The organism is Streptomyces sp. NPDC058576 (assembly GCF_042718715.1).
In the GTDB taxonomy this organism is placed as follows: Bacteria; Actinomycetota; Actinomycetes; order Streptomycetales; family Streptomycetaceae; genus Streptomyces.
Genome location: NZ_JBHXPF010000021.1, coordinates 80,150 through 104,703, shown reverse-complemented (window position 1 = coordinate 104,703; position 24,554 = coordinate 80,150). Strand labels below are relative to the sequence as shown.

The 24,554-nt window shown below is 72.4% G+C and carries 31 protein-coding genes; 24 read left to right on the top strand and 7 right to left on the bottom strand.

The features are described 5' to 3' along the window. The first annotated feature begins 25 nt into the window (after positions 1–25). The 8 genes from ACFWRV_RS17395 (at position 26) to ACFWRV_RS17360 (ending at position 5,606) form a co-directional block, all read left to right on the top strand. The gene (locus ACFWRV_RS17395) at positions 26–1,006 is read left to right on the top strand and encodes an alpha/beta hydrolase (RefSeq protein WP_384335080.1); all 981 of its coding nucleotides are present in this window, start codon (positions 26–28) and stop codon (positions 1,004–1,006) included. Positions 1,007–1,074: 68 nt separating this feature from the next. Next, complete coding sequence (locus ACFWRV_RS17390) at positions 1,075–1,329, top strand: MoaD/ThiS family protein (protein WP_384335076.1); 255 nt, start codon at positions 1,075–1,077, stop codon at positions 1,327–1,329. 10 nt (positions 1,330–1,339) lie between these two features. Next, positions 1,340–2,761, top strand: coding sequence for a hypothetical protein (locus tag ACFWRV_RS17385; RefSeq protein ID WP_384335073.1), 1,422 nt, complete (start codon positions 1,340–1,342; stop codon positions 2,759–2,761). A gap of 139 nt (positions 2,762–2,900) precedes the next feature. Then, complete coding sequence (locus tag ACFWRV_RS17380; protein WP_384335070.1) at positions 2,901–3,590, top strand: DUF2993 domain-containing protein; 690 nt, start codon at positions 2,901–2,903, stop codon at positions 3,588–3,590. A 185-nt stretch (positions 3,591–3,775) separates the two neighbouring features. Continuing rightward, entirely contained in the window at positions 3,776–3,856 is an 81-nt protein-coding gene (locus ACFWRV_RS17375; protein ID WP_350751515.1) for an Ms5788A family Cys-rich leader peptide, read from the top strand. Positions 3,857–4,042: 186 nt separating this feature from the next. After that, the gene (locus tag ACFWRV_RS17370) at positions 4,043–4,882 is read left to right on the top strand and encodes a sulfurtransferase (protein ID WP_384335067.1); all 840 of its coding nucleotides are present in this window, start codon (positions 4,043–4,045) and stop codon (positions 4,880–4,882) included. A 40-nt stretch (positions 4,883–4,922) separates the two neighbouring features. Further along, positions 4,923–5,210, top strand: coding sequence for a DUF1416 domain-containing protein (locus tag ACFWRV_RS17365; RefSeq protein WP_003968135.1), 288 nt, complete (start codon positions 4,923–4,925; stop codon positions 5,208–5,210). A gap of 138 nt (positions 5,211–5,348) precedes the next feature. Continuing rightward, positions 5,349–5,606, top strand: coding sequence for a DUF3099 domain-containing protein (locus ACFWRV_RS17360; protein WP_384335064.1), 258 nt, complete (start codon positions 5,349–5,351; stop codon positions 5,604–5,606). A 19-nt stretch (positions 5,607–5,625) separates the two neighbouring features. On the opposite strand, the gene ACFWRV_RS17355 is transcribed toward ACFWRV_RS17360, so the two are convergent. Continuing rightward, positions 5,626–5,988 carry a DsrE family protein gene (locus ACFWRV_RS17355; protein WP_384335061.1) on the bottom strand — a complete coding sequence of 121 codons (363 nt, stop codon included), beginning with the start codon at positions 5,986–5,988 and terminating at the stop codon, positions 5,626–5,628. Between the two features lie 105 nt (positions 5,989–6,093). Between ACFWRV_RS17355 and ACFWRV_RS17350 the strand changes: the two genes are divergently transcribed. From ACFWRV_RS17350 to ACFWRV_RS17325, 6 genes are all read left to right on the top strand, one after another. Then, entirely contained in the window at positions 6,094–6,930 is an 837-nt protein-coding gene (locus ACFWRV_RS17350) for a hypothetical protein (protein ID WP_384335058.1), read from the top strand. Continuing rightward, entirely contained in the window at positions 6,927–7,748 is an 822-nt protein-coding gene (locus tag ACFWRV_RS17345) for a hypothetical protein (RefSeq protein ID WP_384335055.1), read from the top strand. The genes ACFWRV_RS17350 and ACFWRV_RS17345 overlap by 4 nt, the downstream gene beginning before the upstream one ends. After that, on the top strand, positions 7,745–8,635 hold the full coding sequence (locus tag ACFWRV_RS17340; protein ID WP_384335052.1) for a hypothetical protein: 891 nt from the start codon (positions 7,745–7,747) through the stop codon (positions 8,633–8,635). Before ACFWRV_RS17345 ends, ACFWRV_RS17340 begins: the two co-directional genes overlap by 4 nt. A gap of 279 nt (positions 8,636–8,914) precedes the next feature. Beyond that, on the top strand, positions 8,915–9,487 hold the full coding sequence (locus ACFWRV_RS17335; protein ID WP_137234855.1) for an FABP family protein: 573 nt from the start codon (positions 8,915–8,917) through the stop codon (positions 9,485–9,487). Between the two features lie 59 nt (positions 9,488–9,546). After that, positions 9,547–9,999, top strand: a complete 453-nt coding sequence (locus ACFWRV_RS17330; RefSeq protein WP_384335048.1) for a Fur family transcriptional regulator — start codon at positions 9,547–9,549, stop codon at positions 9,997–9,999. 9 nt (positions 10,000–10,008) lie between these two features. Then, positions 10,009–10,974: a YgfZ/GcvT domain-containing protein gene (locus ACFWRV_RS17325; RefSeq protein WP_384335045.1), complete on the top strand. Its 966-nt coding sequence runs from the start codon at positions 10,009–10,011 to the stop codon at positions 10,972–10,974. A gap of 28 nt (positions 10,975–11,002) precedes the next feature. Here the strand turns inward: ACFWRV_RS17325 and dtd are convergent, their stop codons facing one another. Further along, positions 11,003–11,452: a D-aminoacyl-tRNA deacylase gene (dtd, locus tag ACFWRV_RS17320; RefSeq protein WP_384335042.1), complete on the bottom strand. Its 450-nt coding sequence runs from the start codon at positions 11,450–11,452 to the stop codon at positions 11,003–11,005. Positions 11,453–11,567: 115 nt separating this feature from the next. Between dtd and ACFWRV_RS17315 the strand changes: the two genes are divergently transcribed. Genes ACFWRV_RS17315 through ACFWRV_RS17305 form a run of 3 tightly spaced genes read left to right on the top strand, consistent with a single transcriptional unit; the run spans position 11,568 to position 14,536 of the window. Beyond that, a complete protein-coding gene (locus ACFWRV_RS17315; RefSeq protein ID WP_384335039.1) occupies positions 11,568–12,224 on the top strand; it encodes an ABC transporter substrate-binding protein in 657 nt (218 codons plus the stop codon). Between the two features lie 50 nt (positions 12,225–12,274). Beyond that, on the top strand, positions 12,275–13,261 hold the full coding sequence (locus ACFWRV_RS17310; RefSeq protein WP_384335036.1) for an asparaginase: 987 nt from the start codon (positions 12,275–12,277) through the stop codon (positions 13,259–13,261). Positions 13,262–13,285: 24 nt separating this feature from the next. After that, positions 13,286–14,536 carry a GNAT family N-acetyltransferase gene (locus ACFWRV_RS17305; protein WP_384335033.1) on the top strand — a complete coding sequence of 417 codons (1,251 nt, stop codon included), beginning with the start codon at positions 13,286–13,288 and terminating at the stop codon, positions 14,534–14,536. 49 nt (positions 14,537–14,585) lie between these two features. Here ACFWRV_RS17305 and ACFWRV_RS17300 read toward each other — a convergent pair whose 3' ends face one another. Next, positions 14,586–15,422 (bottom strand): ABC transporter permease, encoded by an 837-nt coding sequence (locus tag ACFWRV_RS17300; RefSeq protein WP_384335030.1) that lies wholly within the window; start codon positions 15,420–15,422, stop codon positions 14,586–14,588. Further along, positions 15,415–16,452 carry an ATP-binding cassette domain-containing protein gene (locus ACFWRV_RS17295; protein WP_384335121.1) on the bottom strand — a complete coding sequence of 346 codons (1,038 nt, stop codon included), beginning with the start codon at positions 16,450–16,452 and terminating at the stop codon, positions 15,415–15,417. Before ACFWRV_RS17295 ends, ACFWRV_RS17300 begins: the two co-directional genes overlap by 8 nt. A 132-nt stretch (positions 16,453–16,584) precedes the next feature. Between ACFWRV_RS17295 and ACFWRV_RS17290 the strand changes: the two genes are divergently transcribed. Together ACFWRV_RS17290 and ACFWRV_RS17285 are read left to right on the top strand one after the other, a co-directional pair. After that, a complete protein-coding gene (locus tag ACFWRV_RS17290) occupies positions 16,585–17,388 on the top strand; it encodes a TetR/AcrR family transcriptional regulator C-terminal domain-containing protein (protein WP_384335027.1) in 804 nt (267 codons plus the stop codon). A 19-nt stretch (positions 17,389–17,407) separates the two neighbouring features. Then, complete coding sequence (locus tag ACFWRV_RS17285; protein WP_384335024.1) at positions 17,408–18,139, top strand: TetR family transcriptional regulator; 732 nt, start codon at positions 17,408–17,410, stop codon at positions 18,137–18,139. 88 nt (positions 18,140–18,227) lie between these two features. On the opposite strand, the gene ACFWRV_RS17280 is transcribed toward ACFWRV_RS17285, so the two are convergent. From ACFWRV_RS17280 to ACFWRV_RS17270, 3 genes are all read right to left on the bottom strand, one after another. Next, positions 18,228–19,022, bottom strand: a complete 795-nt coding sequence (locus ACFWRV_RS17280; RefSeq protein WP_384335021.1) for a phosphotransferase — start codon at positions 19,020–19,022, stop codon at positions 18,228–18,230. Between the two features lie 5 nt (positions 19,023–19,027). Beyond that, on the bottom strand, positions 19,028–19,711 hold the full coding sequence (locus tag ACFWRV_RS17275) for an HAD-IA family hydrolase (protein WP_384335018.1): 684 nt from the start codon (positions 19,709–19,711) through the stop codon (positions 19,028–19,030). 101 nt (positions 19,712–19,812) lie between these two features. After that, the gene (locus ACFWRV_RS17270) at positions 19,813–20,679 is read right to left on the bottom strand and encodes an alpha/beta hydrolase (RefSeq protein WP_384335015.1); all 867 of its coding nucleotides are present in this window, start codon (positions 20,677–20,679) and stop codon (positions 19,813–19,815) included. 210 nt (positions 20,680–20,889) lie between these two features. On the opposite strand from ACFWRV_RS17270, the gene ACFWRV_RS17265 reads away from it, so the two are divergent. The 5 genes from ACFWRV_RS17265 to ACFWRV_RS17245 all read left to right on the top strand — a co-directional run bounded on the left by ACFWRV_RS17265 (position 20,890) and on the right by ACFWRV_RS17245 (position 24,492). Next, entirely contained in the window at positions 20,890–21,501 is a 612-nt protein-coding gene (locus ACFWRV_RS17265) for a hypothetical protein (RefSeq protein WP_384335012.1), read from the top strand. A 50-nt stretch (positions 21,502–21,551) separates the two neighbouring features. After that, entirely contained in the window at positions 21,552–21,896 is a 345-nt protein-coding gene (locus tag ACFWRV_RS17260; protein WP_384335010.1) for a hypothetical protein, read from the top strand. Between the two features lie 91 nt (positions 21,897–21,987). Next, positions 21,988–23,166, top strand: a complete 1,179-nt coding sequence (locus ACFWRV_RS17255; protein ID WP_384335007.1) for an alpha/beta fold hydrolase — start codon at positions 21,988–21,990, stop codon at positions 23,164–23,166. Positions 23,167–23,240: 74 nt separating this feature from the next. Beyond that, positions 23,241–23,768, top strand: a complete 528-nt coding sequence (locus tag ACFWRV_RS17250) for a helix-turn-helix domain-containing protein (protein WP_384335004.1) — start codon at positions 23,241–23,243, stop codon at positions 23,766–23,768. 34 nt (positions 23,769–23,802) lie between these two features. Continuing rightward, positions 23,803–24,492, top strand: coding sequence for a hypothetical protein (locus ACFWRV_RS17245; RefSeq protein WP_384335001.1), 690 nt, complete (start codon positions 23,803–23,805; stop codon positions 24,490–24,492). Positions 24,493–24,554 lie beyond the last annotated feature (62 nt).

Sequence of the window (24,554 nt, the reverse complement as noted above, 5' to 3'; positions counted from 1 at the left end):
TCCTCTTCGCAGCAGAATAGCCCACATGAGTTCCGTGTCCGAGGGTCGATTCCCGGGTTCCTCTGTTCCCTTGCTCACGCCACCCCCACGATGCGCCACATTGCTGACGGATGACGGCGTGCCGGTCGAGGCGGTGTACGAGCCGTGTACGGCGGGCTTCGGGGCGCCGGACGGCGGGGCGGCCGGGGCGCTCCAGGCGACCCCGGCCCGGACGCCCGCGATCGTCGTCGCGCACGGGTTCACCGGTTCCGCCGACCGCCCCGCCGTACGCCGTGCCGCGCGGGTGTTCGCCCAGCGTGCGGCCGTGATCACGTTCTCGTTCCGGGGGCACGGCCGGTCCGGCGGGCGCTCCACGGTGGGCGACCGCGAGGTGCTGGACCTGGCGGCGGCGGTGGCCTGGGCGCGGGAGCTGGGACACACGCGGGTGGTCACGGTCGGGTTCTCGATGGGCGGCTCGGTGGTGCTCCGGCACGGCGCTCTGTATACGGCGGACCCGGTGGCCGGAAGGGCGGAATCCGGGGCCGGGGATACGGCCGTTCGCGTGCCGGGGCGCGAGGCGCGCCGCGAGGGGCGTGGGGAGCGTGAGGGGCGCACAAGGCGCACGGGGGCGCACTCGGACGCGGTTGTCTCCGTCAGTGCGCCCGCCCGTTGGTACTACCGGGGGACGGCCCCGATGCGTCGGCTGCACTGGGTGGTCACCCGCCCCTCGGGCCGTCTCGTCGGCCGCTACGGATTCCGTACCCGCATCGCCACCGAGGACTGGGACCCCGTCCCGCTCTCCCCGGTGGCCGCGGTCCCGCTCATCGCCCCGGCCCCGCTGCTGCTCGTGCACGGCGACCGGGACCCGTACTTTCCGCTGGACCACCCGAGGATGCTGGCGGACGCCGCCGGTCCGGGCGGCGCCGAGCTGTGGCTGGAGCGGGGGATGGGCCACGCGGAGAACGCGGCGGACGACGCCCTCCTCGCCCGCATCGCCGACTGGGCGACGGCCACCCCGCCCGCGTGACCCATCATGGAGAGCTACGGAGAGCTGACGCACGAGGCGTCCGACGAACCGACCGAAGGAGTGGCGCCATGGCAGCGGGGACGATCCGCTACTGGGCTGCGGCCAAGGCCGCCGCGGGCACCGCGGAGGAGCCGTACGCGGCGGCGACCCTAGCCGAGGCGCTCGACGCGGTGCGCGAGAGGCACCCCGGCGAGCTGAGCCGGGTGCTCCGGCGGTGCTCGTTCCTCATCGACGGGAACCCCGTCGGGACCCGCGGGCATGAGACCGTACGCCTTGCCGAGGGCGGCACGGTCGAGGTGCTCCCGCCGTTCGCAGGAGGGTGAACCGCAGGCCATGAGCAGCAGCGATCAGCAGTACCCGTATCCGTACGACCCCGAGCACCAGCCGCGGAATCCGGAGCCGCACTGGCCCGACGGCACGGCCGGGCAGCAGGCCGCGCCCGCCGCGCCCCAAGATCCGGCCGCCTTCGACCAGGGCGCGACGCAGACGTGGCAGGCGCCGACCTGGGACACGCAGTACCAGCCGACGATCCGCCCGGACGGGGACCCGCACGGGGCGCAGGGGAACGGCCGGCACGGTCACTGGCAGCCGCAGGAGCCGCAGCCGGACCCGTACGGACGGCAACCGCAGCAGCCCGGTTCCTACGGGGCGCCTCAGCCGCACGCTCCGTACCAGGAGCCGTACCAGGAGCCGTACGGGGACCAGTACCAGCAGCCTCAGCACTATCAGGAGCCCCAGGGCTACCAAGGGCAGCAGCAGCCTCAGTACCAGCAGCAGCCGTACCCGGCCCCGGCGGCCGACACCGCGTATCTGCCGCCTCGGGGCGCCTCGGGCTCCCTGCCGCTGCCGCCCGAGGTCCCGGCCACGCCGTCCGCACCGGCCGCACAGCCCGCACCCGCTCCCGTACCCGTAGCCGTACCGGAGCCCGCGAGCGCCGCCGTGCAGGCCGGGCCCGGCGACACGGGGTACGGCGCGCCCACGACGCTGGGCAACGCCCGGATCACCGACGCCCAGCGGGCCCGCGCCGAGGGGCGCTCGCCGGTCATCGCGCCGGGGATGCAGCCCGCGGCGCTCACCGCCGTGCTCGGGCTGCTGCTCGCGGGGGGCGCGGCGATCGGGCCGTACGCCCTGCTCGTCCCGGTGGTGCTCCTCCAGGCGGTGACGGCCGCCGGCTGGTTCCGGCTCAACGGCATGTGGCCCGCCCGCCAGGGCATCGCGCTCGCCTTCGCCGGGGGCCTGGTCGCCGACGTCGTCCTGCTCGCGGCGGGCCGGGAGCACGGCCCCGCCGCACTGCTGGGCACCCTGGGCGTCTGGGTGCTGCTCACCGTGGTCCTCCAGCTCCGCAGCCACGCGGGGGCCGACGAGCGGATGTACGGCCTGATGGCCACCGTCGTCTCGGCGTCCCTCGCGGTGCTCGCGGGCGGACACCTCGCGGCGCTCCCGGACGCGGTGGTCGTCGGCGGGGCGGCGGTCGCGGCCGCCGTGCTCGCCCGGGCGCTGCCGCTGCCCGGCCCGGTCTCCGTCGCGGTCGCCCTGCTCGCGGGCGCCGGCGCGGGCGTCGCGGTGGGCGCCCTGACGGACTTCGGGGCGAAGGGCGCGCTGCTCGGTCTCGCGGCGGGCGGGGCCGCGCTCATCGGGCTGCGGGTGGCGAGCTACGACTACCCGTCCCGGTTCGTGCACATGACCGCCGGGGTGGCGCTGCCGCTGACCGTGGCGGCCCCGGTCGTGTACCTGGTCGGCCGCGCCGTCGCCTGATCTCCGCCACGCTGCTGACGGCCCCTCGGGAACCGGCGGGGGGCCGTCGCTCGTCGATCATCCAGGGCGTCCGCTCCAGCCGCAGTAGGCTCACGGTCGCCAGGGGGACCGATCGGCTCAGGGTGGGGGAACGACACACATGCGCGCACTGCGAATACTGCTGGTCCTGGTGGTGGTGCTCGGCGGCCTCTTCCTCGCCGTCGACCGCGCGGCCCTCTGGTTCGCCGAGTCCGAGGCCGAGGACCGGGTGACGATCAGCGGTGACGGCCCCGCCACGACCGAGATCTCGATCAAGGGCTTCCCCTTCCTCACCCAGCTCGCCGGATCGAAGCTGGACCGGGTCGACGTCGGCCTCACCGGCATGGAGACCAGCGCCGCGGGCCGCACGATCCGGGTCAGCGAGGTCCGGGCCCGCCTGCACGACGTGAAGCTCGGCTCCGGCTACCGCAGCGCCACCGCCACCCGCGCCACCGGCACCGCGCTCGTCAGCTACGGGGACCTGACGGCGGCGGCCAGCGACGGCGTCGTCGTGGAGTACGGCGGCAAGGGCAAGGCGAAGGTCACCGGCACGGTCGAGGTGCTCGGCCGGCCGATCTCGCGCAGCGTGCTCTCCACCGTGACCCGCGTCGACGGCCAAACGATCAAGGTGCGCGCGGACGAGGTGCCGGGCGAGGGGATTCCCGGCGTCGAGGAACTGGTCCGCAAGAAGACCGACTTCGAGGGTGACATCGACGGGCTGCCGAAGGGCCTGGAGCTCCAGCAGGTCAAGGTGACGGAGAAGGGCCTGGAGATCTCGGTGACCGGCTCGGACGTCACCCTGACGGGCTGATCCGATCGCCCGATCCGGATGGTGAGACGCCCGCGTCCGGTCCGCAGATGAGGGGAAGGCTCGGGGGAGCCGGACGGGGGATCCGCTGCCCGCCACGCCTCTCGCATCCCACATCGCGGATGATCGTGTCTCATCATTCGACACGACGGTGACATCTCCGTCCGTACCTCCCTACGATCGGACCCATGAAGCGACAGGCGGATCTCACGAAGCGGCGGGCAGTAGACCTGTGCCGCGTCGCCGCCATGCTCTGTCGCCCCTTCTGAGCGGGGCGCTCGCACCACCGCGGCCACCCCGTTTCCCCCGGCCCTTCGACCGTCGCCCCTCGACCGTCATCGGGGCCGACCCCGTGCCCCGTACGCGCCGCGTTCCGTGCCTCCGCGCGTACACCGCACCCAGCGAACTCCGCATCTCGCACCACCCCGCCGCAGACTGCCCCGGAGGAGAACAACATGAGCCGCAGCGATGTCCTGGTAGACGCCGACTGGGTCGAGGCCCACATCGACGACCCGCAGGTCGCCATCGTCGAGGTGGACGAGGACACCTCGGCGTACGAGAAGAACCACATCACGAACGCGATCCGGATCGACTGGACGAAGGACCTCCAGGACCCGGTCCGCCGTGACTTCGTCGACCAGGCCGGCTTCGAGAAGCTGCTCAGCGAGAAGGGCATCGGCAACGACACGCTGGTCGTCCTCTACGGCGGCAACAACAACTGGTTCGCCAGTTACGCCTACTGGTACTTCAAGCTGTACGGCCACGAGAACGTGAAGCTCCTCGACGGCGGCCGCAAGAAGTGGGAGCTGGACTCCCGCGACCTGACCGACGCCGTCCCCACGCGCCCGGCCACCCAGTACACGGCCAAGCCGCAGGACGAGTCGATCCGCGCCTACCGCGACGACGTCGTCAAGGCCATCGGCAGCCAGAACCTGGTCGACGTGCGCTCGCCCGACGAGTTCAGCGGCAAGCTGCTCGCCCCGGCCCACCTCCCGCAGGAGCAGTCGCAGCGCCCCGGCCACGTGCCGAGCGCCCGCAACATCCCGTGGTCGAAGAACGCCAACGACGACGGCACCTTCAAGTCGGACGACGAGCTCAAGGCCCTCTACGAGGCCGAGCAGGTCGACCTGGCGAAGGACACCATCGCCTACTGCCGCATCGGTGAGCGCTCCGCGCTCACCTGGTTCGTGCTCCACGAGCTGCTCGGCCAGGAGAACGTCAAGAACTACGACGGCTCGTGGACCGAGTACGGCTCCCTCGTCGGCGTGCCGATCGAGCTCGGCCCCGCCAAGTAACCCCACCGACCAGCACCACTTCGACCTGAAGGACAGAACCATGTGTGGAGCACAGGCCGGTGGCCCCGACGCTTCGACCATCAAGCCCGGTGAGACCACCATCCAGGGCAGCGTGACCCGTGACGGCGAGCCCGTCACCGGCTACGTGCGCCTCCTGGACTCGACCGGCGAGTTCACTGCCGAGGTTCCGACCTCGGCGACCGGACAGTTCCGGTTCTACGCGGCCGAGGGCACCTGGACGCTCCGCGCCCTGGTTCCGGGCGGCAGCGCCGACCGCACGGTCGTCGCCCAGACCGGCGGGCTCTCCGAGGTCGCCATCGCCGTCTGATCCCCCGGGGATCCGCGGCACGCCGTTCCGTACGGCACACAGAACGGCCGAAGGGCCGCACCCCAGGGGGTTGGACGCCACCTGACGCGGGGTGCGGCCCTTCGTGCCGTCCGGCGTGCGGAGTCCTAGGCTGGAAGCATGTACGCGCGACGCAGGCGGAACTACTTCCTGATGATGGGCGGATGCGTCGCGCTCTTCGTGTCCGCCTGGGCCGTGGTGCGCCTGTGGTCCATGCCGGTGGCCGTCGGCATGTGCGTGGTCGCCATGGTGATCCCGCCGATCGCCGCGATGATCGCCAACCGGCGTGGCCCGGACGACCGTTGGTGGGACGACCCGTCCGGCGACCCGAAGTCCGACGAGTGGTGGGACGAGCTGGACGGCAGGAAGCGGCACTGAGGCCGACCCCGGGCGGGCGTCAGTAGACGAGCGCCTGGGTGTCGTCCGCCATGGCCTCCTGTACGAAGACCTGCGCGCCCGCGATGCGCACGCCCTCCAGCACGTCCTTCTCCGTGATCTCGCGCCGGGCCGCGCACTGGGTGCACAGGGTGATCCGGCCGCCCGCCAGGACCGAGTCCAGCAGGTCGGGCAGCGGGGCCGCGTGCGGCAGTTCGAACTCGGCGGCCCGGCCCGGCAGCGCGAACCACGAGGACTCCCCGGTCAGCCAGAGCGAGACCTCCACCCCGCTGGCGACGCCCACGGCCGCCACGGTGAAGGCCTGCGAGCAGCGCTCGGCGGCCTCGGGCCCGGCGGTCACCTTGATCACAAGCTTCTTCGGCATATGCCGAACTGTAATCGTCCGGGACGCAACCTCCTCGCTGACCTGGGGGTCACTTGTGCGCGCAGGTAAGGGAACCCGCGCCTCAGGTCTCTTGGGGGGACCCTTTTGGAACCGAACGACACCATTCCCGCCGCGCCGGAAGGCCGGCCGACCGTGCCGCCCGCGCCGGTGGAGCCGCCCGTTTCGGGAGATCCACCCGCACGTCGTCGGCCGCGCGGCCGTACGACGCTGATCATCGCGGCGGCGGCGCTGCTCGGGATCTCGGGCGGGACGGCGGTGGGCTACGGCATCCAGGCCGAACGGGCGCCGACGCCCCTGGCCGTGCTGTCGCAGCCCGGCGTCGGCTACCCGGCGAAGCCGCTGTCCGCCGACCGGGTTCCGGACACTCTGCCCGCAGCCCAGGACCGGCAGGTCAGGACGGACGGCGACCTGCGCGAGCTGCTCGTCGACCGGCCCAAGGGCGCGAAGAAGACACTCACCGACGAGCTGGGGCTCGACGACGGCTGGGAGCCGCTCGACCAGTACGCCGAGACGTACTACGAGGACCCGCACTTCATGTTCGAGTCGCTGGCCGAGCTCGAACTGCGCCGGGTCGCCTCGGTCGCGTGGCGGCAGGGGGAGCAACGGGAGACCGGTGTCCAACTGCTGCAGTTCCGCTCCGGCGACCGGCACGGCGCGGCGGAGCACTTCGGCGACCAGCTGATGTACATGCCGTGGGACGAGGACGGCGCGGGCAACTCGGGGGACCCGATCAAGGGCAGCCGTGCGGGCCGCTACTTCCTCTACCCGGTCGAGCGGAAGGCGGGATACCTCCCGTCGTACCGGGCCAGGGCTCTGGCCGTACGCGGTGACATCGTCCTCGACATCAACATCTACGACACCGTCCCGATCGGCAAGAAGGACATCCGGACGCTGGCCGAGCGACAGCTGGAGCGGCTGTGAACGACGACGAAACGAACCCCGCCACCGGCGCGACCGACCCGGCTACGCCCCTCGCACCCGTGCCCGCCCCCGCCCCCGCCCGCCGGATGCGCCGGGTGGTGCTGACCGCGCTGCCCGTCGTCCTGGTGCTCGGGGCGGTCGGCGGCGCGGCCGCCTACACGAAGAACACCGTGGACACCGCGGACCGGACGGTCGCCACGACCGTCCTGGACGTGGAGCACATGCCCTCCGACGAGGACTCGGCGAGTGGTCCGGCCCCGGGCCGCCACGACACCGAGCTGACCAAGCTCCTGCTCCCGGTGCCCAAGGGCTACCGGCTGGGCCCGGACATCGGCGAACTCGGCAACGACAGCGAGACGAGCGGGGCCAAGGCCGCCGCGGCGATGAAGGAGATGGGGCGCGGCCTGGCCGGGAAGGACCGCCGCGAACTGAACAAGTACGTCGAGAAGCTCCGTATCCGGGGCATCGCGCAGCGCTCGTACACCTCGGACGCCAACGACCTCGTCGTGAACGTCCAGATCATGAAGATGCAGGACAAGCGGGCGGTCCGCACGTCGTACGTGAACCGCAAGGAGCTGCTGGACTCCTTCGACGTCTTCCGCAAGGGGCCCTCGATCGACGGCCACAAGAAGGCCACCTGCTACCGGCTGCCCAAGGGCGACAAGGACACCCTCGACGGCGTCACCTGCGTCGCGTACGAGGGAGAGGTCTCGGTCACCGTCGACGCGAACGGCCGCGATCCGTTCAGCCCGTCCGACGTCGCGGATCTGGTGAAGGACCAGCTCGACCACATCGCGTCCCCGGGGGAGTACATATGAGCGAGCAGACAGTAGCCCCCGGTGCGACCGGGACGCCCGCGATGCCCGAAGCACCGCCGTCGGTCAGCGTGTTCGCGCCGCCCGTCCTCCCGCCCGAGGCGTCCTACGCGCCCGACACGTCGCCGAAGCCGCCCCGGCGGGTCCTGCGCGCCGTGGCCCGGTGGACCGCCGCCGCCCTGGCGTTCGGGGTGCTCGGCACCGGTACGGCCTTCGGGATCGCCTCCCTGGAGCGGACCGACGTCCCCGGGCTCGCCACCGCGAGCGACGGACGCTGGGACTACCCGGAACTGTCCCTGCCCGCGCTCCCGGCCGGTTCGCCCCGGCCGTTCGGGGCCGGCAACCCGGCCGAGATCCACCACGCCGACCTGCGCGAGCTGCTGCTCCCGGCCCCCGCCGGAGCGGTGCCGGACAAGAAGCTGCCGGGCGGCTGGATCTCCACGGAGACGTTCCTCGACGCCTACCGGCAGCAGGACCGGCCGTCGGTGTCCCAGCTCCTGAAGGACTCCGCGCCGCGCCACATCGCGGCACGCGGCTGGACCATGCCGGACGGCACGACGTCCCGGATCTACCTGGTGCGGTTCAACTCGACGGCGTTCGCGAGCGGCATGATCGACGACCTGAACGTGGGCTCCTCGGCCGGTACGCCGCTGGCCCGCACGGACACCACCGAGATCGACGGCTCCTGGAGCTCGCAGAACGACTTCGAGAACCTCTCCTCGTTCGTCTTCGCCGAGCAGGCGCCCTTCGGGGCCGAGCACGTCCGGCAGGCGTACACCCTGGCGGGGGACACGATGGCCCTCATCGTGCACGAGCGTCCCGGGAAGCGGGAGACGCCCCGCATCCCCTTCCAGCAGACGCTGATCCTGCAGAACCAGCTGCTCTCCTGAGCCCCGCGGCAGCTGCGCCGGCCGACACCTGGACGAGAAGGCCGGGCCCCCACCCATTAGGCTGGGGGCCCGGCCCTGTCACCGCCGCCACCCGCTCGTCACGAGGAGCCCCCTGTGCTTGAGGCATTCTTCTCCGCCCTGCTGATCCTGGTCTGCGTGGGCGTCACCGCCTTCGCCGCGATCACCGTGAAGAAGCTGTACCAGGGCCAGCGCTGACCCTCGGCGCCCCAACGGTTCCCCGCCCACCCCTCGCACCCTCACAGATCGTCTGAGCCGCTCATGATCGAGATTCCGTCCGACCTCCACCCGGACCTCGTCCCGCTGGCCTTCCTCCTCGGCAACTGGGCGGGCGCGGGTGTGTCCGACTTCCCCGGCGCCGAGAAGTGCAACTTCGGCCAGGAAGTCACCTTCAGCCACGACGGCCGGGACTTCCTGGAGTACGTCTCCCGCACCTGGGTCCTGGACGAAGAGGGCAAGCAGGTCCGGCCGCTGGAGACCGAGACCGGCTACTGGCGCATCGACAAGGACCGCAAGGTCGAGGTCGTCATGGCCCGCGACCAGGGCGTCATCGAGATCTGGTACGGCGAGCTGGCCGACCAGAAGCCGCAGATCGACCTCGTCACCGACGCGGTGGCCCGCACCGCGGCCTCCGGCCCGTACAGCGGTGGCAAGCGGCTCTACGGGTACGTCAAGAGCGACCTCATGTGGGTCGGCGAGAAGGCCACCCCCGAGGTCGAGCTGCGCCCGTACATGTCGGCGCACCTGAAGAAGGTCGTCACCCCGGAAGAGGTCGCCGAGATGGCGCGGAACCTCGAAGACATGCCGGACGACGGCATCGCGTTCTTCAAGTAGGCCGGCCCCTGAGCAACGGGTCCTGCCGGTCGGCGCTCGCTCCGCCCTACACTGGCCCTGTGGTGAGCACCGACTGGAAGACCGATCTTCGGCAGCGCGGCTACCGGCTGACGCCTCAGCGTCAGCTCGTGCTGGAGGCGGTCGACGCCCTGGAGCACGGGACTCCGGACGACATCCTGTGCGAGGTGCGCAGGACCGCGTCCGGCGTGAACATCTCCACCGTGTACCGGACCCTGGAGCTCCTGGAGGAGCTCGGGCTGGTCAGCCACGCGCATCTCGGCCACGGCGCCCCCTCGTACCACCTGGCCGACCGGCACCACCACATCCACCTGGTCTGCCGGGACTGCGAGAACGTCGTCGAGGCGGACATCTCCGTCGTCGCCGACTTCACCGAGAAGCTGCGCGCCGACTTCGGCTTCGACACCGATATGAAGCACTTCGCGATCTTCGGCCGCTGCGCGGACTGCACAGCGGCGAAGACGGCCGCGAAGGACGCTTCCGCCAAGTCGTAGGCTGGGCGCATGAAGAGCCCCCTGCTGTCCCTGCCCGGCGCCGTCCCCGCCGAAGGCCGCGACGAAGGTGTCGCCGCGCACTACGGCGACCTGTTCCGCGAGCAACGCGCCCTCGCCGACGGCAACGGCTTCGTCGACCTCTCCCACCGGGGCGTCGTCGCCGTCACCGGCGACGACCGGCTGAGCTGGCTGCACCTGCTGCTCACCCAGCACGTCAGCGACCTCGCCCCGCACCAGGCCACCGAGTCCCTCATCCTGTCCGCCAACGGGCACATCGAGCACGCGATGTATCTGGTGGACGACGGCACGACCGTGTGGATGCACGTCGAACCGGACACCCAGGCCGACCTGATCGCCTACCTGGAGTCGATGAAGTTCTTCTACCGGGTCGAGGTCGCCGACCGCACCGCGGACCTCGCGGTGCTCCACCTCCCGGCCGGCTCCATCGCGGAGGTCCCGGAGGGTGTGGCCGTGCGGGAGACCCCGCAGGGCCGCGACCTGTTCCTGCCGCGCGCCGAGCTGGAGGCGTACGCCGCCGCCAACGGGCCCGCCGCCGGGATCCTGGCGTACGAGGCGCTGCGCGTGGAGGGGCACCGGCCGCGCGTCGGCTTCGAGACCGACCACCGCACCATCCCGCACGAGCTGGGCTGGATCGGCACCGCCGTCCACCTCCAGAAGGGCTGCTACCGGGGCCAGGAGACCGTGGCCCGCGTCCACAACCTGGGGAAGCCGCCGCGCCGGCTCGTCTTCCTGCACCTGGACGGCAGCGAGGTGCACCTGCCCGGCCACGGGACGCCGGTACGCCTGGCCGCCGACGGCCAGGAGGGCCGCCAGCTCGGCTTCATCACCACCTCGGCCCGCCACCACGAGCTGGGCCCGATCGCCCTGGCCCTGGTCAAGCGGAACGTGGCCGTCGACGCGGAGCTGATCGCCGGGGACACGGCGGCGGCCCAGGAGACGGTCGTCGAGCCGTAGCCGTCTTCCCGAGACTGCGGCCGTACGGCTACACCTCGACGATCACCGTGAACGGGCCGTGATTCGTGAGCGAGACGCGCATGTCCGCTCCGAACCGGCCCGTCTCCACGTGCGCCCCCAGCGCCCGCAGCCGCGCCACGACCTCGTCCACCAGCGGCTCGGCGACCTCGCCCGGCGCCGCGGCGTTCCACGTGGGCCGGCGGCCCTTGCGGGCGTCCCCGTAGAGAGTGAACTGAGAAATCACCAGGAGGGGCGCATTAATATCCGAACAGGACTTCTCGCCCTCCAGGATGCGCACCGACCAGAGCTTGCGGGCCAGCTGCGCCGCCTTCTCAGGGGTGTCGTCATGGGTGACCCCGACCAGCACACACAGGCCCTCGCCGACGATCTCCCCGACGATTCCGGGTGCCGAGGGATCGTCCGTCGCACCGGCGACGGAGACGCTCGCGCCATCCACTCTCTGTACCACTGCACGCATACAGACCAACCTATCTTGGGCTGAACGGGTACAGAGCACCTGCGTCGGCCCCTCGCGGGGTGGCACGATGCACGATGTCGGTGTGCCGACGCACCGGTCGAGGGGACGGAACAGCATGAGTACATATGGAGCCGGACAATCTCCCGGTGCCGTACCGGGCGCACGTCACCGCACCAGCACCCTGCGGTCACCCGTACAGCGCAGTCTGCCAGGGCAGGGTCCCGTGCTGCCGCCCGCACCGGCCAACGCGCCCGCCACCGTGCCGGAGCAGGCCGGCGGCGACGCGGGCTTCGGCGGGCTGCGGCTGCCGGAACTGCGGACGCTGCGCCGGGACGCCCAGCGCGACGAGGCCGATCTCAGCTACGTACGCCGGCTGGTGCAGGGCCGGATCGACATCCTGCGCGCCGAACTGGCCCGCCGCCGGGATCCGCAGGCCCCGGTGGAGGACGCGGCGGTGGTGAGCCGGCTCTCGGAGATCCTGACCGACACCCCGTCCCGGCACCGCACCTCCGCCCGGCACGTCACGCTGACGACGCCGCGCGGCGACGAGTTCCGGCAGCTCGCCGCCGAGAACCTCGCCGAGGTCGAGCTGTCCGACCTGGACGCCCGGACGGACGAGGAACTGCACACGGCGATGGGGCGGCTCGTCCGCTGTGAACAGCAGGTCTCCCGGCGTCGTCACGAGCTTCAGCGCACGGCCGACGATTGCGGCGCGGAGATCGCCCGCAGGTACCGTGACGGGGAAGCACAAGTGGACGACCTGCTCGCCTGAAGCGACCCTTCCGGGCGCGGGTCCCGCACCCCCGTCCCCGGAAGGCCGCCATGACGTCGCCCGACGCCCCGTCCGTCATATCCCCCGCCCCGGCACCCGCCCCGCCCGTGCTGGCGGAGGTGGTGCGCTCCGGGTTCACGGAGGGGCACCACCGGGGGTCGCTGGTCCTGCTGGCCGCCGACGGCAGCGTGGAACGGGCGATCGGCGACCCGGCGGCGCCGGTCTTCCCCCGGTCCTCCAACAAGCCGATGCAGGCCGCCGCGATCCTGCGGGCCGGACTCGACCTCTCGGGCGAACGGCTGGCGCTGGCCGCCGCGAGCCACTCCGGTGAGCCCTTCCACCTCGATCTCGCGCGGAAGATGCTCGCCGAGCACGGACTGACCACCGCCGACCTGCAGACCCCGCCGGACCTGCCGCTGGACCCGGTGGAGGCGGAGGCCTACCTCGCGAGCGGGAACGTACGCGAGCGGATCACGATGAACTGCTCCGGCAAGCACGCGGCGATGCTCGCCGTCTGCGTCCGCAACGGCTGGGACACCGCCACCTACCTCGCCCCGGACCACCCGCTCCAGCAGCTCGTCGGCCAGGTCGTCGCCGAGGCGGCGGGCGAGCCCGTCGCCTCGGTCGGCACGGACGGCTGCGGGGCCCCGCTGATGGCGATCGGGCTGACCGGCCTCGCCCGCGCCTTCCGGTCCTTCGTGCTGGCGGAGCCCGGGAGCGCCGAGCGCCGGGTGGCGGACGCGATGCGTGCCCACCCGGAGTACGTCGCGGGCACCCGGCGTCCGGACACCTGGCTGATGCGCGAGGTGCCCGGGACGCTCTCGAAGATGGGCGCCGAGGCGGTCCAGGCCGTCGCCCTGGCCGACGGCCGGGCCCTCGCCTTCAAGATCGACGACGGGTCGGTCCGGGCGCTCGGCCCGGTGCTCGCCCGCGCCCTGGGACTGCTGGGCGTGGACGCGCCGGTGGTCGCCAGGATCGGGCGATCTCCGCTGCTCGGCGGGGCGGCGGAGGTCGGGGAAATTCGCGCGACATTCTGAGCCGTGCCTGCTTAGCGTGGAGGAATGAGCCTTGATGTCCGCACCGTCACCGCGTCCGACTACCCCGACTGGCTGAGGGCGGTGCAGAACGGTTTCCTGACGCCCGGCAGGCCGGGTGAGGACGATGTCGCGGACCGGCTCGCCGACACCGATCTCTCCCGTGTCCAGGGCGCTTTCGAGGCCGGGCGCTGCGTGGCGACGTTCCGCTCGTTCGCCCAGGAGCTGACCGTGGTCGGCGGGGCCACCGTGACCGCCGACGCGGTCAGCGGGGTCACGGTGGCGCCCACGCACCGCCGTCGCGGACTGCTCAGCCGGATGATGGCGACGGACCTGGCGGCGGCCAAGGAGCGCGGCGAGCCGGTCGCCTCGCTGATCGCCGCGGAGTACCCGATCTACGGGCGGTACGGCTTCGGCCCCGCCGCCCGGACCGCCGAGTGGGAGGTCTCCGTGCACCGGGCCGGCCTCGACCCGCGACGCTCCGGGCAGCCGGCGGACGGCGGCCGGATCGAGATGGTGGACGGCGCCGACGTCCGCAAGATCGGCCCCGAGGTGCATGGAGCGCTCGCGGCCCGGCAGCCCGGCATCGTCACCCGTGACGAGCGCTGGTGGCGGCAGCGGACGGGGACCGGGCCGCGCCCGGAGCACGACAAGTGGACCGAGCCCTTCTACGTGGTGCACCGAGCCGCCGACGGTACAGCCGACGGCCTGCTGGTGTACGACGCGGACGACAAGTGGGGCGACGGCAATCAGCCGCAGAACACCGCCTCCGTAAGGGACTTGATCGCGCTGAACCCGGCGGCCGAGCGGGCTCTGTGGCACTACCTCTGCTCGATCGACTGGATCGCCACGGTCCGCTCGGGCTACCGCGCCCCCGACGCCCTGCTCCCGCTGCTGCTCCCCGACCCGCGCGCGGCCCGGATCGTCACCGACACGGACTGGCTGTGGCTGCGGATGCTGGACGTGCCGCGCGCCCTGGAGGCCCGTACGTACGCCGTCGGAGCGTCGCTGGTCCTCGACGTCCGGGACGACGCGGGGCTGGCCGGGGGCCGCTTCCTGCTGGACGTCTCGGACTCCGGCGCGCGCTGCACCCCGACCACCCGCAGCGCCGATCTGGCCCTGGGGGTGACGGAGTTGGCCACCCTGTATCTGGGCGACGAGTCCGTGCGGCGGCTGGTGGACCTGGGCCGGGTGGAGGAGCTGCGGCCGGGTGCGGCGACGACGGCGGACGCGGTGTTCCGCACGGGCCGGCGGCCTTGGTGCCCGGACGTGTTCTGAGCGGGCCGGGAGAGCGCCGGAGCACTGGAGCTCCGGCCGGCCCGGGCGGTCAGCGCGTCCGGATCCGGAACAGCGCCCCCGAGGCGCTGATCGCCACGGCGAGCATCCCCGCCGCCCAGGCGAGCGCGATCCAGGGGGTGTTGCCCACCTCCTGACCGAGCAGCAGCCCGCGCAGGGACTCGATGGCCGGGGTGACCGGCTGGTGGTCGGCGAAGCCGTGCAGCCAGTCCGGCATCTTGTCGGTCGGGACGAACGCGCTGCTCGGGTAGGGCAGGAACGACATGAAGAACGTGAAGCCGCTCGCCGCCTCCGGGGTCCGGGCGAGCAGGCCGATCGCCGCCGAGATCCAGGACAGGGCGACGATGTAGGCGACCAGCACGGCGGCCACCAGGAGCCAGCCGCTCCAGGAGGCGGCGGGGCGGAAGCCGATCAGCAGCGCGACGCCGAAGACCAGGGCGGTGGCGCAGAGGTTGCGGACGGTGCTGGCCGCCACGTGTCCGGCGAGCACCGGCGTACCGCCCACGTCCAGGGAGCGGAAGCGGTCGATGATGCCGCCCTTCATGTCCTCGCTGACGGCGGTGGCGGTGGTCGCCGCGCCGAACCCGGCGGACAGGAGCAGGACGCCCGGGACGACGTACATGACGTAGGAGTCGTGGTCCGTCCCGGTGTCGATCGCGCCGCCGAAGAAGTAGACGAAGATCAGCATCAGCATGATCGGCAGAGCCAGGGACGTGATCAGCGCGTCGGTGTTGCGGCTGCTGATGCGCAGGGCACGCGCGGCCATGACGACGGTGTGGGTGAGCGGACCGGGCCCGCGCCCGGGGTCCTCCGCGGCCCCGTCGGGCTGCCGGGCCGGGGCTCGTCGCTGGACGGCGGTGTCAGACATGGGCGGACGCCTCCGGGGCCGAGGTCGGGGTCGGGTTCCGGGGCGTGGGCGCGTTCGAGGTGAGGGTCAGGAAGACGTCGTCGAGGGTCGCGGTGTGCAGGCTGAAGCGTTCGACCTCGCGGCCCGCCGGGTCGATCTCGTCGAGCAGGGCGCGCACCTGGGCCGCCGAGCCGTCGGTGGGCAGGCCGAGCGTCAGGGTCTCGGGGGAGTGGTGGACGGCCCGGCCGGCCAGCCGGAGGTAGGCCGCGCTGCTGGCGAGGACCAGGTCGAGACGGTGTCCGCCGACGCGGGACTTGAGGTCGGCCGCGGTGCCCTCGGCGGCGATCCGGCCGTGGTTCAGCAGGGCGATGCGGTCGGCGAGGCGGTCGGCCTCCTCCAGGTACTGGGTGGTGAGCAGGACGGTCGCCCCGCGATTCGCCAGCTCGCGGACGACCTCCCACAGCTCCTGACGGCTGCGCGGGTCGAGACCGGTGGTCGGCTCGTCCAGGAAGAACACCCCGGGCTCCGGTGAGCCGACGAGCCCGGCGGCCAGGTCGAGGCGGCGGCGCATGCCTCCCGAGTACGTCCGGACAGGGCGGCGGGCCGCCGCGGCGAGGTCGAAGCGCTCCAGCAGCTCCGCCGCCCGGCGCCGGGCGGCGGACCGGGAGAGCCCGGTGAGCCGGGCCATCATCCGCAGGTTCTCCTCGCCGGTCTGGGTCTCGTCGACGGCGGCGAACTGCCCGGTGAGGCTGATCGACCGGCGTACCGCGCTCCGCTCGGTGACGACGTCGTACCCCGCGACGCGGGCGGTGCCGGAGTCGGCCGCGGTCAGCGTCGCGAGGATCCGCACGGCCGTGGTCTTGCCGGCCCCGTTCGGCCCGAGGAGGGAGAAGACGGTGCCGCGGTCGACCTGGAGGCCGATGCCGTCGAGAACGCGGACGGCGGGCTTTCCGTAGGACTTGGTGAGGCCGTACGCCTCGATGGCGGCGGAAGCGGCAGGGGCGGCGGTCGCGGCGGTGGGATTTCCGCTCGGTCGGTTCGGGGCGGTCATCTCGGAGTCCCCTTCTGTGTATGCCATACGCGTTATTGCGTAAGCTTTACGCATCTCTAGGATGGGGTCAAGGCGCACGGGGGTGCGGGGGCAGGCCGGCGCCGCGGACGAGAAGCCGGGCAAGGGGATGTGGTGACGGACAAGAACAGCGCGGGCGGCGGTGACCTCCCGGCCAGCCTGGAGGCGGCCTGGGGGCTGCGGGACCGCCCGGCGAAGGGCCCGAAGCCCGGACTGAGCCTGGAGCGGATCGTCGCCGCGGCGGTGGGCGTCGCGGCGGACGACGGGCTCGCGGCCGTGTCGATGGGCCGGGTCGCCCAGGAGCTCGGCGCGTCCACGATGTCCCTGTACCGCTACGTCTCCGCCAAGGACGAGCTGTACGTCCTGATGCAGGAGACGGCCGTCGGCCCGCCGGAGCCGCTGGCCGCGCTGAAGGCCGGAGCGGGCTGGCGCGCGGCGCTCACCGAGTGGGCGTCCGCGCAGCGGGACCGGTTCCGCGCCAACCTCTGGGTGCTCCGGATCCCGGTGGGGGGCCCGCCCGTTACCCCCAACTCGCTCGCCTGGTGGGAGCAGGGGCTCCAGGCGCTGGAGGGCAGCGGGCTCGACGAGGGCGACAAGATCTCGGTCATCCTGCTGATCTCCAACTTCGTCCGCAGCGAGGCGCTCCTGATGAGCGATCTGGCCGCCGCCGTGACCGCGCGCGGTGTCTCCCCCGAAGAGGTGACGGCGTCCTACGAGCGCACGCTCAGGCGGCTGGTCGACCCCGAGCGGCATGCGGGGATCGCCCGGCTGCTGGAGTCCGGGGTGATGAGCGAACCGGACGACCCCGAATACGAGTTCACCTTCGGCATGGGTGTGCTGCTGGACGGGGTGGAGGCGCTGATCCGGAAGGCGGCCGACGGCTCCCCTGCCCCGGACGTCGGCGTCAAGTCCGCTTGAGATCAAGGGCGTACGCTTCATGGTCATGAGTGGAGAGAAAGCCGGGAACGGCAACAGTGCCGGAACCGGAACCGGAACCGGAACCGGTGCGGATGCGGGTGCGGGTGTGGATGCCGGAATCGGCGGCGGGCCGGCGCGGGGCGGTCTGCGGGAGCGCAAGAAGCGGCTGACCTACCAGGCGGTCTCGGACGCGGCCGTCACGATGTTCCTGGAGCGGGGCTTCGACAAGGTCTCGGTGGCGGAGGTGGCGGCCGCGGCGGACATCTCCAAGCCGACGCTGTTCCGGTACTTCCCCGCCAAGGAGGACCTGGTCCTGCACCGGTTCGCCGACCACGAGGACGAGGCCGCCCGGGTGGTCACCGGCCGCTCCCCGGACGAGACCCCGCTGGACGCCCTGCGCCGCAACTTCCTCGCCGGCCTCGACCGCCGCGACCCGGTGACCGGCCTCTGCGACATCCCCGAGGTCCTGGCCTTCCTGCGCCTGCTGTACGGCACCCCGTCCCTGGTCGCCCGCCTGCACGCCTACCAGGGCCGCTCGGAGACGGCGCTCGCCCGCGCCCTGGGCGGCAAAGTCCCCGACCGTCTCGCGGCCGGCCAGATCATCGCGGTCCTGCGCATCCTGGCCCTGGAGAACTGGCGCCGGATCGACGCCGGGGAGAGCGCGGACCGGGTCTACGCGGGCGCGGTGCAGTCGGCCGAGCAGGCGTTCGTCCAACTGCGGACGGGCCTGGAGCCGCAGCGGCGCGGCTGAGGGAGCCCGCTCGCGGGCCCGGGCGGCCGGACACGCGCGGGCGGGCGGCCGGCGCGCGGCGGTCAACGCGCGGCGTGGAGGGTGACGGTCAGTGCCCGGCCAGGAGGGCGGCGGCAAGTGCGCGGCGATGGTCTGCCAGCCAGCTCTGGTGCCGGTCCCACTCCGCACGCCCGCTCTGCTCGTACGCCGCCGTGTACGCCGCGTCCCCTAGCTCCACTCGCCGCTCGACGAACCCCCGGCACACCGCGGTGGCCTGCTCGATCACCCGAGGCAGCACGGTCCGGTCCACGCGCCCCAGTCCGTAGCTGTCGGCCAGGAGACGCAGGCGGTGCGGTGGGTCCAGGCCGGCGCGGCCCCGCATGGGCACCCAGTAACGCGCCGTCATGGCCACGTCCCACACCGGGCGCCCCGGCGAAGCCAGGTCGAAGTCGATGAGGGCGGCGGCATGACCGCCCCGGAACACCACGTTCTCCAGGCACACATCGTTGTGGCAGACCACCGCGCCGGGAGCCGTCGCCCCCTCCGGGTCGGCCAGGTCGGAGGGCCAGCCGGCCGCACGGTCGAACGGAACGGCCGCCGCCGCGTCGTGCATCCGCCGGAGCAGTGCCCCCACGGAGCGCAGGGCCTCGTCCGTCCAGGTCCAGGGCGGATGCGGGGCGACGGAAACCTCGCCGGGGACGTACGAGAGCCGCTCGCGCCGCCCGGAGGCGGAGACTCCCAGGGGCACGGGCAGGCCGTCGAACCCCTGCCTCCGCAGCGCCCGGAGGTGGGCGTGCAGCGGAGCGACGTGCGGGGGAGCGGGGCGTTCGACGGTGTCGCCGTGGCGGAGGACGGCTCCGGCGTTGGCCAGTCCGCCGGCCAGTGCTTCCGGTTCCCGGTCCATGGGGCTCAGCGTTCCCGGCCCGGCTGCGGGTCCTGCTCCGCGCAGGGCCCCAACGCCCCTCGCAGGTCCGCCGGTTCGCGGTAGAGGACGGCGGTCATGCCGAGGGCGGCGGCCGCGTCGACGTTCTCCTGGCGGTCGTCCACGAACAGGCACCGCTCCATCGGTACGCCCGCCCGCTCGGCCGCGATGCGGTAGATGGCCGGGTCCGGCTTGGCCACCTGCTCCACCGCGCTGCTCACGACCGCGTCAGCCAGGTCGGTGAGGCCCAGCAGGGCCAGGTCCGCGTCCAGTTGGAGGGTCGCGTTGGTGACGAGCACCAGGGGGACGTGCGTCCTGGCCCGCCGGAGCAGCGCCACCACCTCCTCGTCGGCCCGGAACGGCGCGTCCGCGAGCGCCCGGCCCAGCTCGCGGGCCCGCTCCGGCCCGACCCGCTCCGCGAGCCCTGCGACGACGGACTCCACCCAGGCGTCCGGGGTGATCCGGCCCAGGAGCAGCGGGAGATCGACCTCGGGCGCGTACGCGATGTCCGTGGTGGTGCCTTCGGGCAGCCCGGCGGCCCGCTCCAGGGCGGTGAGCGGGGCGGTGTCGTAGAAGCGGACGACGTTGTCGAGATCGCAGAGCACGGCGTCGAAGGTGCGGCAGGCGGGAGCGGAGGCCGGGGCGTCGCCGGGGGTGCGGTGCGTAGTCATGCCTGTTCTCCTGCGGTGGCCTTCGATGCCGACGTGGCCGGCCGCCGGGCTCACGCCGGCGGAGGTGGCGGGGTCCACCTCCGACGGCTCCGTACGGGGGGTCAGAGCGGGGTGGGGCCCGGGTGCAGGCCGGCGAGCAACTCGGCGGCCTGCTCGGGGTGGACGAGCCAGCGCAGATGGCTGCCTTCGAGAGTCCGGACGTCGAAGGGGTTGTCGGGTGTGAGCGCGTCGGCTTCGCGGATCATGCGGTCCTGCACGGCGGGCGGCAGGCTGGTGTCGGCGGCCAGGCGCACATAGGTCCTGGGAATCCGGCCCCAGGTCGCGGCCTGCGCCCGGTCGGCGGACGTACCGACGTCGAGGTTCTCGTCGGGCTGGAAGGTGTTGAGGAAGGTCCGGAACTCGTCATCGGTGAGGTCGGCGGCGAACGCATGCCTGAACGCGGCGAGCGCCGTCGGCTCGGACGTACGGAAGTTGACTCGCAGCAGCCCGAGTTCGGCCGGGTTACCGACGAGCGCGAGGGCCAGGGCGCCCGCGTCGACGTCGGCCATCTCCGGCTCGGCGTAGTAGTCGCCCACGTCGAGGTCGACGGGGCACCAGGCGGAGACGTAGACGATCCGGTCGATCAGGTCGGGCCGGGCGTTGGCGACGGCGGTGGCCGTGACGCCGCCCCGGCTGTGGGAGACGAGGACGGTGGGCCCGTTCCGCTTGGCCCGTTCGAGGGCCCGGATCACGCGGGCCGCGTTGTCCGCGAGCGTGACTCCCTTGATGGAACCCGGTTCCGCGGCGAGGCCTTCGAGATCCTGAGGCGCTTGGTAGGCGGCGGGGAAGGTCGCTTCGAAGCCGTGGCCCGGAAGGTCGACCGCGGCCGAGCGGTGCCCGAGCAGGGCGAGTTCGGCCTGCAGCGGCGCGAACGAGAACGCGTTCGCGAAGGCTCCGTGAACAAAGACGAATGTCGGGTGATGGGGCATGCTTCAGCCTCCAACAGAACGATCTTCGGAGCAAGATCCAGGGCTCGATTCCCGACAGACAGGCACCTGTACCGGACAGAAGGTGAGCGGAACGCCGGCGCGGTGGCCGAAGCCAGAACCGACCGGGAAAGCCCCCCGCCGGGATGCTCATCGCTGACGTACATACGCTTGAGCTCCCAACTCAGCCGCGCCGCGCGCCGAGGAGAAGAATTGATCACGGAGTACCAGCAGAAGCTGCGCGAGCGTTACATCGCCGCCCCTGTCGTGCCGGCCCCGGATCCGTGGCGGCCGGTGCTGGACCGCAGGACGCCCATCGGTGGCCTCCTCGGCATCGGCTTCGCCGTCCATCCCGACAGCGGCCACGACCTCGTCATGGTCGTGTCCGGCGACGGCCACGGACTGTTCGACGCGGTCACCGGTGAGAAGACCGCCCGCGACCGGGATCCCGACCCTTGGACGAGCACCCCCGACGACGACCCGGACCTCACCTGCCCGGGGCTCGGCCCGATCGCGGGCGTCCCGGTGCGGATAGCCGGGCTGTACGGCGGTGGCCTGCACAGAACCACGCCGGACGGCTGGGTCGTGGACGTCGTCAGCCCCGAGTGGCCCCACGACCGCGTGATCCTCTCCGCCGGGGGCGGGGCGCACACGGGATCGGCGGCCGGGGGGAGGTGGTGGCACATCTTCCACTCCACGTACTCGGAATTCCGCGCAGCCGGGTTCTCCCCCTCCGGCCGGACCCTCGCAGTCGCCACGAGCAGCGACCTCACGCTGTGGACCCGGCCCGAACCGACCCGGCGCGAACCCCACGTCGACGACTGAGCGGACGACGAAGAGCGGACAGCGGGCACCGCGGAAGAGGAGGAGGACGGGTGGAACGGGCGGAACTCGCCGGGATGCTGGGCGGCCGGACCACGGCCTGCGAACCCGCCAGAGCCGCGCTCCTCGACGGAGGGGACTTCGTCGTCTGGGACGGCGGTGTTCCCGCCCGGCAACTCGCGGACATCTACGCGGCTCGCCTCCGACGGGCGAGGAAGCGCGGTACCGGGACTCTCGCCCTGCCGTCCGCCGTCGACATCCTCACCCGGCTCGGAGCCGCTCGGGTCAGGACCGGCCGCATCCGCACGCCGGACCGGGCGTGGACCTTCATGATCTTCCTCGCCGACGACGCGAGCGGGGTCCTCGCCTGCACGGGAGTCCGCCGGGCCGAGCGGTGACGGTTGCCCCCGGACGCCAGGATCTCGTCGGAGCCGTGGTCGGCCGACGATCGCTTGACCTGTACCGAGGTCCAGGGGCGAGGCTTGAGGGATGAGTGAGGCAGATGAGCTGTTCGGTATCGCGGAGGTCTCGGCGCGGGTCGGTCTGGAGCCCGACACGTTGCGGTACTTCGAACGTCAGGGGGTTGTGCCGTCTCCACGGCGCGACCGTGCGGGGCGTCGCCAGTACGCGACGGCGGACGTCGAGCTGATCCGCATGCTGGTGCATCTCCGTGAGACGGGGATGCCCCTGGCCGATATCGCGCAGTTCACCGGCGCGGACGACAAGGCGGCCGATCCGGCCAGGCTCCGGGTGGAGTTGCTGACGGCCCATCGCCGTCGCGTCCGCGACCGGCGCGAGGAGCTGGACCGTGCGCTCGATGTGATCACTCGGAAGATCGCGGACTTCGGTGATCGGATCACGAGTCCGGTGGGCCTTCTCGACCGACCGGACTGCACGATCGCCTTCGACGTCCAGGGTGAGGGGCCCCTGCTGTTCCTCGTCGGCGCGCCGGCGGGGCGGGCCGGTTTCGCGGCGCTGGCGCATGAGCTCGCCGGCCGGTTCACCGTCGTCACCCACGATCCGCGTGGGATCAATGCCAGCCGTGCGGTCGAGGGGATGGCCGCGCCCACCCCCGAGGTCCTTGCCGAGGACCTTGCCGCACTGGTCGACAGGTTCACCGGAGGGCCCGCGCTGTTCGTCGGTACGAGTGGTGGTGCCGTGACGCTGCTGGAGCTGGGCAAGCACCATCCTGACCTGGTCGGCCGGGCCGTCCTGCATGAGCCGCCCCTGGTGTCCCTCCTGGACGACGCGGACCTGGCGGCCCGAGCCGCAGCGGCGTTCGAAGCCGCGGAGGCTGATCCTCAGAGGGCGGTGCAGGAGTTCTTCGACCTCAGCGGCGCTGCCCATCACACCGGCCCGGACCAGACGCCCCCCGCCCATCTGGCGCTCCCCGGGCTACCGGTCGAGGAACTCGACAAGAACCGCTACTTCCTGGGGCGGATGGCCGGCCCCACGGTCTTCTACGTCCCCGACGTCGAGGCCATCCGCCGCGTTCCGGTGACGCTGTGCGCCGGCTCGCTGAGCCATCACCAGATGGCGCGCCGGGCGACGCGAGCACTCGCCGGACTTCTGGAGCTGCCTCTGATCGACATGCCCGGCAACCACCTCGGCGCGAGCTCCGAGCCGGTGGAGTTCGCCCGCGTCCTCGGGCTCCTGCTCGACCCCTGAGCGAGCCGGTGGCGCGCGACACTTTTGCAAGCACCTGCTTGCAAAAGTTAGCAAGGGTGTTGCACTATCGGGTCATGGCATCACTCAACGTCGGCAATCTCGGCGAGTACCTGCGGGAGCAGCGCCGTGCAGCGCAGCTCTCGCTGCGGCAGCTCGCCGATGCCACCGGGGTGTCGAACCCGTATCTCAGCCAGATCGAGCGCGGTCTGCGCAAGCCCAGCGCGGACGTGCTCCAGCAGGTCGCCAAGGCGCTGCGGATCTCGGCCGAGACCCTGTACGTACGTGCGGGGATCCTCGACGAGCGGGAGCGGGAGGAGCTGGAGACGCGGGCGGTCATTCTGGCCGATCCGTCGATCAACGAGCGGCAGAAGAACGTTCTGCTGCAGATCTACGACTCCTTCCGCCGCGAGAACGGATTCGCCCCCGGGCCCGACGCGGACGCGGAGGCGAACGCCGACGTGAACGTGAAGGCGGACGCGGACGCTGACTCCGCCGATGGCGTGAACGCGGACGCCGATACCGGCGCGGGCGGCGATGCCGCGCCCCGTAACGGCGACGACGCCGGTACGGACGTCACCAAAGACCAAGACCCTCACAGCTAGCAGCTGGTTCTGATGATCCGGGAGGACCACAGTCATGGCCATCACCGATGACCTGCGCAAGACCCTCACCGACCCCACCCCCCTCTACTTCGCCGCGGGTACGGCCGACCTGGCCGTGCAGCAGGCGCGCAAGGTCCCGGCACTGATCGAGCAGCTGCGGGCCGAGGCGCCCGAGCGGATCGACGCCGTGCGCAACACCGACCCCAAGGTCGTCCAGGAGAAGGTGACCACGCAGGCCAAGGAGGCCCAGGCCACCGTGCAGGCGAAGGTCACCGAGGTGTTCGGTTCGTTCGACGCCGCCGACCTGAAGAAGCTGGGCGAGAACGCCCAGGACCTGGCACTCCGCAGCGTGGGCGTGGCCGCCGAGTACGCGATCAAGGCCCGTGAGACGTACGAGAAGGTCGCCGAGCACGGCGAGCAGACCGTACGGACCTGGCGCGGCGAGACGGCCGACGAGATCGTCGAGATCGCCGCCGTCGTCGAGGCCGAGCCCAAGGCCGCGCCCAAGGGTGAGGCCAAGAGTGCCCCGGCCGCCGGCTCGGTGAAGCCCGCCGCTCCGGCCAAGCCCGCCGCGACGAAGACCGCGCCCGCCGGCAAGCCCGCCGCGACGAAGACCGCGCCCGCCGCGGTGAAGTCCGCCGAGGCCAAGGCCGCGCCCGCCAAGAAGACGCCCGCGCCGCGCAAGCCCGCGGCCAGGAAGACCCCGCCGCCCGCCGGCAAGTGACCCTTCAGGGGTCCGGCACCACAGGCCTGACCTCCCCAGGGCCTTCCGGGGCGCGGTACGCG

Coding starts and splice junctions, on each gene's coding strand:
- ACFWRV_RS17385 (WP_384335073.1), top strand. CDS start 1,340: ATGAGCAGCAGCGATCAGCAGTACCCGTATCCGTACGACCCCGAGCAC.
- ACFWRV_RS17295 (WP_384335121.1), bottom strand. CDS start 16,452: ATGACCGCCCCGAACCGACCGAGCGGAAATCCCACCGCCGCGACCGCC.
- ACFWRV_RS17310 (WP_384335036.1), top strand. CDS start 12,275: ATGACGTCGCCCGACGCCCCGTCCGTCATATCCCCCGCCCCGGCACCC.
- ACFWRV_RS17270 (WP_384335015.1), bottom strand. CDS start 20,679: ATGCCCCATCACCCGACATTCGTCTTTGTTCACGGAGCCTTCGCGAAC.
- ACFWRV_RS17375 (WP_350751515.1), top strand. CDS start 3,776: ATGAAGCGACAGGCGGATCTCACGAAGCGGCGGGCAGTAGACCTGTGC.
- ACFWRV_RS17395 (WP_384335080.1), top strand. CDS start 26: ATGAGTTCCGTGTCCGAGGGTCGATTCCCGGGTTCCTCTGTTCCCTTG.
- ACFWRV_RS17275 (WP_384335018.1), bottom strand. CDS start 19,711: ATGACTACGCACCGCACCCCCGGCGACGCCCCGGCCTCCGCTCCCGCC.
- ACFWRV_RS17280 (WP_384335021.1), bottom strand. CDS start 19,022: ATGGACCGGGAACCGGAAGCACTGGCCGGCGGACTGGCCAACGCCGGA.
- ACFWRV_RS17245 (WP_384335001.1), top strand. CDS start 23,803: ATGGCCATCACCGATGACCTGCGCAAGACCCTCACCGACCCCACCCCC.
- dtd (WP_384335042.1), bottom strand. CDS start 11,452: ATGCGTGCAGTGGTACAGAGAGTGGATGGCGCGAGCGTCTCCGTCGCC.
- ACFWRV_RS17355 (WP_384335061.1), bottom strand. CDS start 5,988: ATGCCGAAGAAGCTTGTGATCAAGGTGACCGCCGGGCCCGAGGCCGCC.
- ACFWRV_RS17255 (WP_384335007.1), top strand. CDS start 21,988: ATGAGTGAGGCAGATGAGCTGTTCGGTATCGCGGAGGTCTCGGCGCGG.
- ACFWRV_RS17250 (WP_384335004.1), top strand. CDS start 23,241: ATGGCATCACTCAACGTCGGCAATCTCGGCGAGTACCTGCGGGAGCAG.
- ACFWRV_RS17335 (WP_137234855.1), top strand. CDS start 8,915: ATGATCGAGATTCCGTCCGACCTCCACCCGGACCTCGTCCCGCTGGCC.
- ACFWRV_RS17365 (WP_003968135.1), top strand. CDS start 4,923: ATGTGTGGAGCACAGGCCGGTGGCCCCGACGCTTCGACCATCAAGCCC.
- ACFWRV_RS17380 (WP_384335070.1), top strand. CDS start 2,901: ATGCGCGCACTGCGAATACTGCTGGTCCTGGTGGTGGTGCTCGGCGGC.
- ACFWRV_RS17390 (WP_384335076.1), top strand. CDS start 1,075: ATGGCAGCGGGGACGATCCGCTACTGGGCTGCGGCCAAGGCCGCCGCG.
- ACFWRV_RS17285 (WP_384335024.1), top strand. CDS start 17,408: ATGGTCATGAGTGGAGAGAAAGCCGGGAACGGCAACAGTGCCGGAACC.
- ACFWRV_RS17300 (WP_384335030.1), bottom strand. CDS start 15,422: ATGTCTGACACCGCCGTCCAGCGACGAGCCCCGGCCCGGCAGCCCGAC.
- ACFWRV_RS17370 (WP_384335067.1), top strand. CDS start 4,043: ATGAGCCGCAGCGATGTCCTGGTAGACGCCGACTGGGTCGAGGCCCAC.
- ACFWRV_RS17325 (WP_384335045.1), top strand. CDS start 10,009: ATGAAGAGCCCCCTGCTGTCCCTGCCCGGCGCCGTCCCCGCCGAAGGC.
- ACFWRV_RS17360 (WP_384335064.1), top strand. CDS start 5,349: ATGTACGCGCGACGCAGGCGGAACTACTTCCTGATGATGGGCGGATGC.
- ACFWRV_RS17315 (WP_384335039.1), top strand. CDS start 11,568: ATGAGTACATATGGAGCCGGACAATCTCCCGGTGCCGTACCGGGCGCA.
- ACFWRV_RS17340 (WP_384335052.1), top strand. CDS start 7,745: ATGAGCGAGCAGACAGTAGCCCCCGGTGCGACCGGGACGCCCGCGATG.
- ACFWRV_RS17305 (WP_384335033.1), top strand. CDS start 13,286: ATGAGCCTTGATGTCCGCACCGTCACCGCGTCCGACTACCCCGACTGG.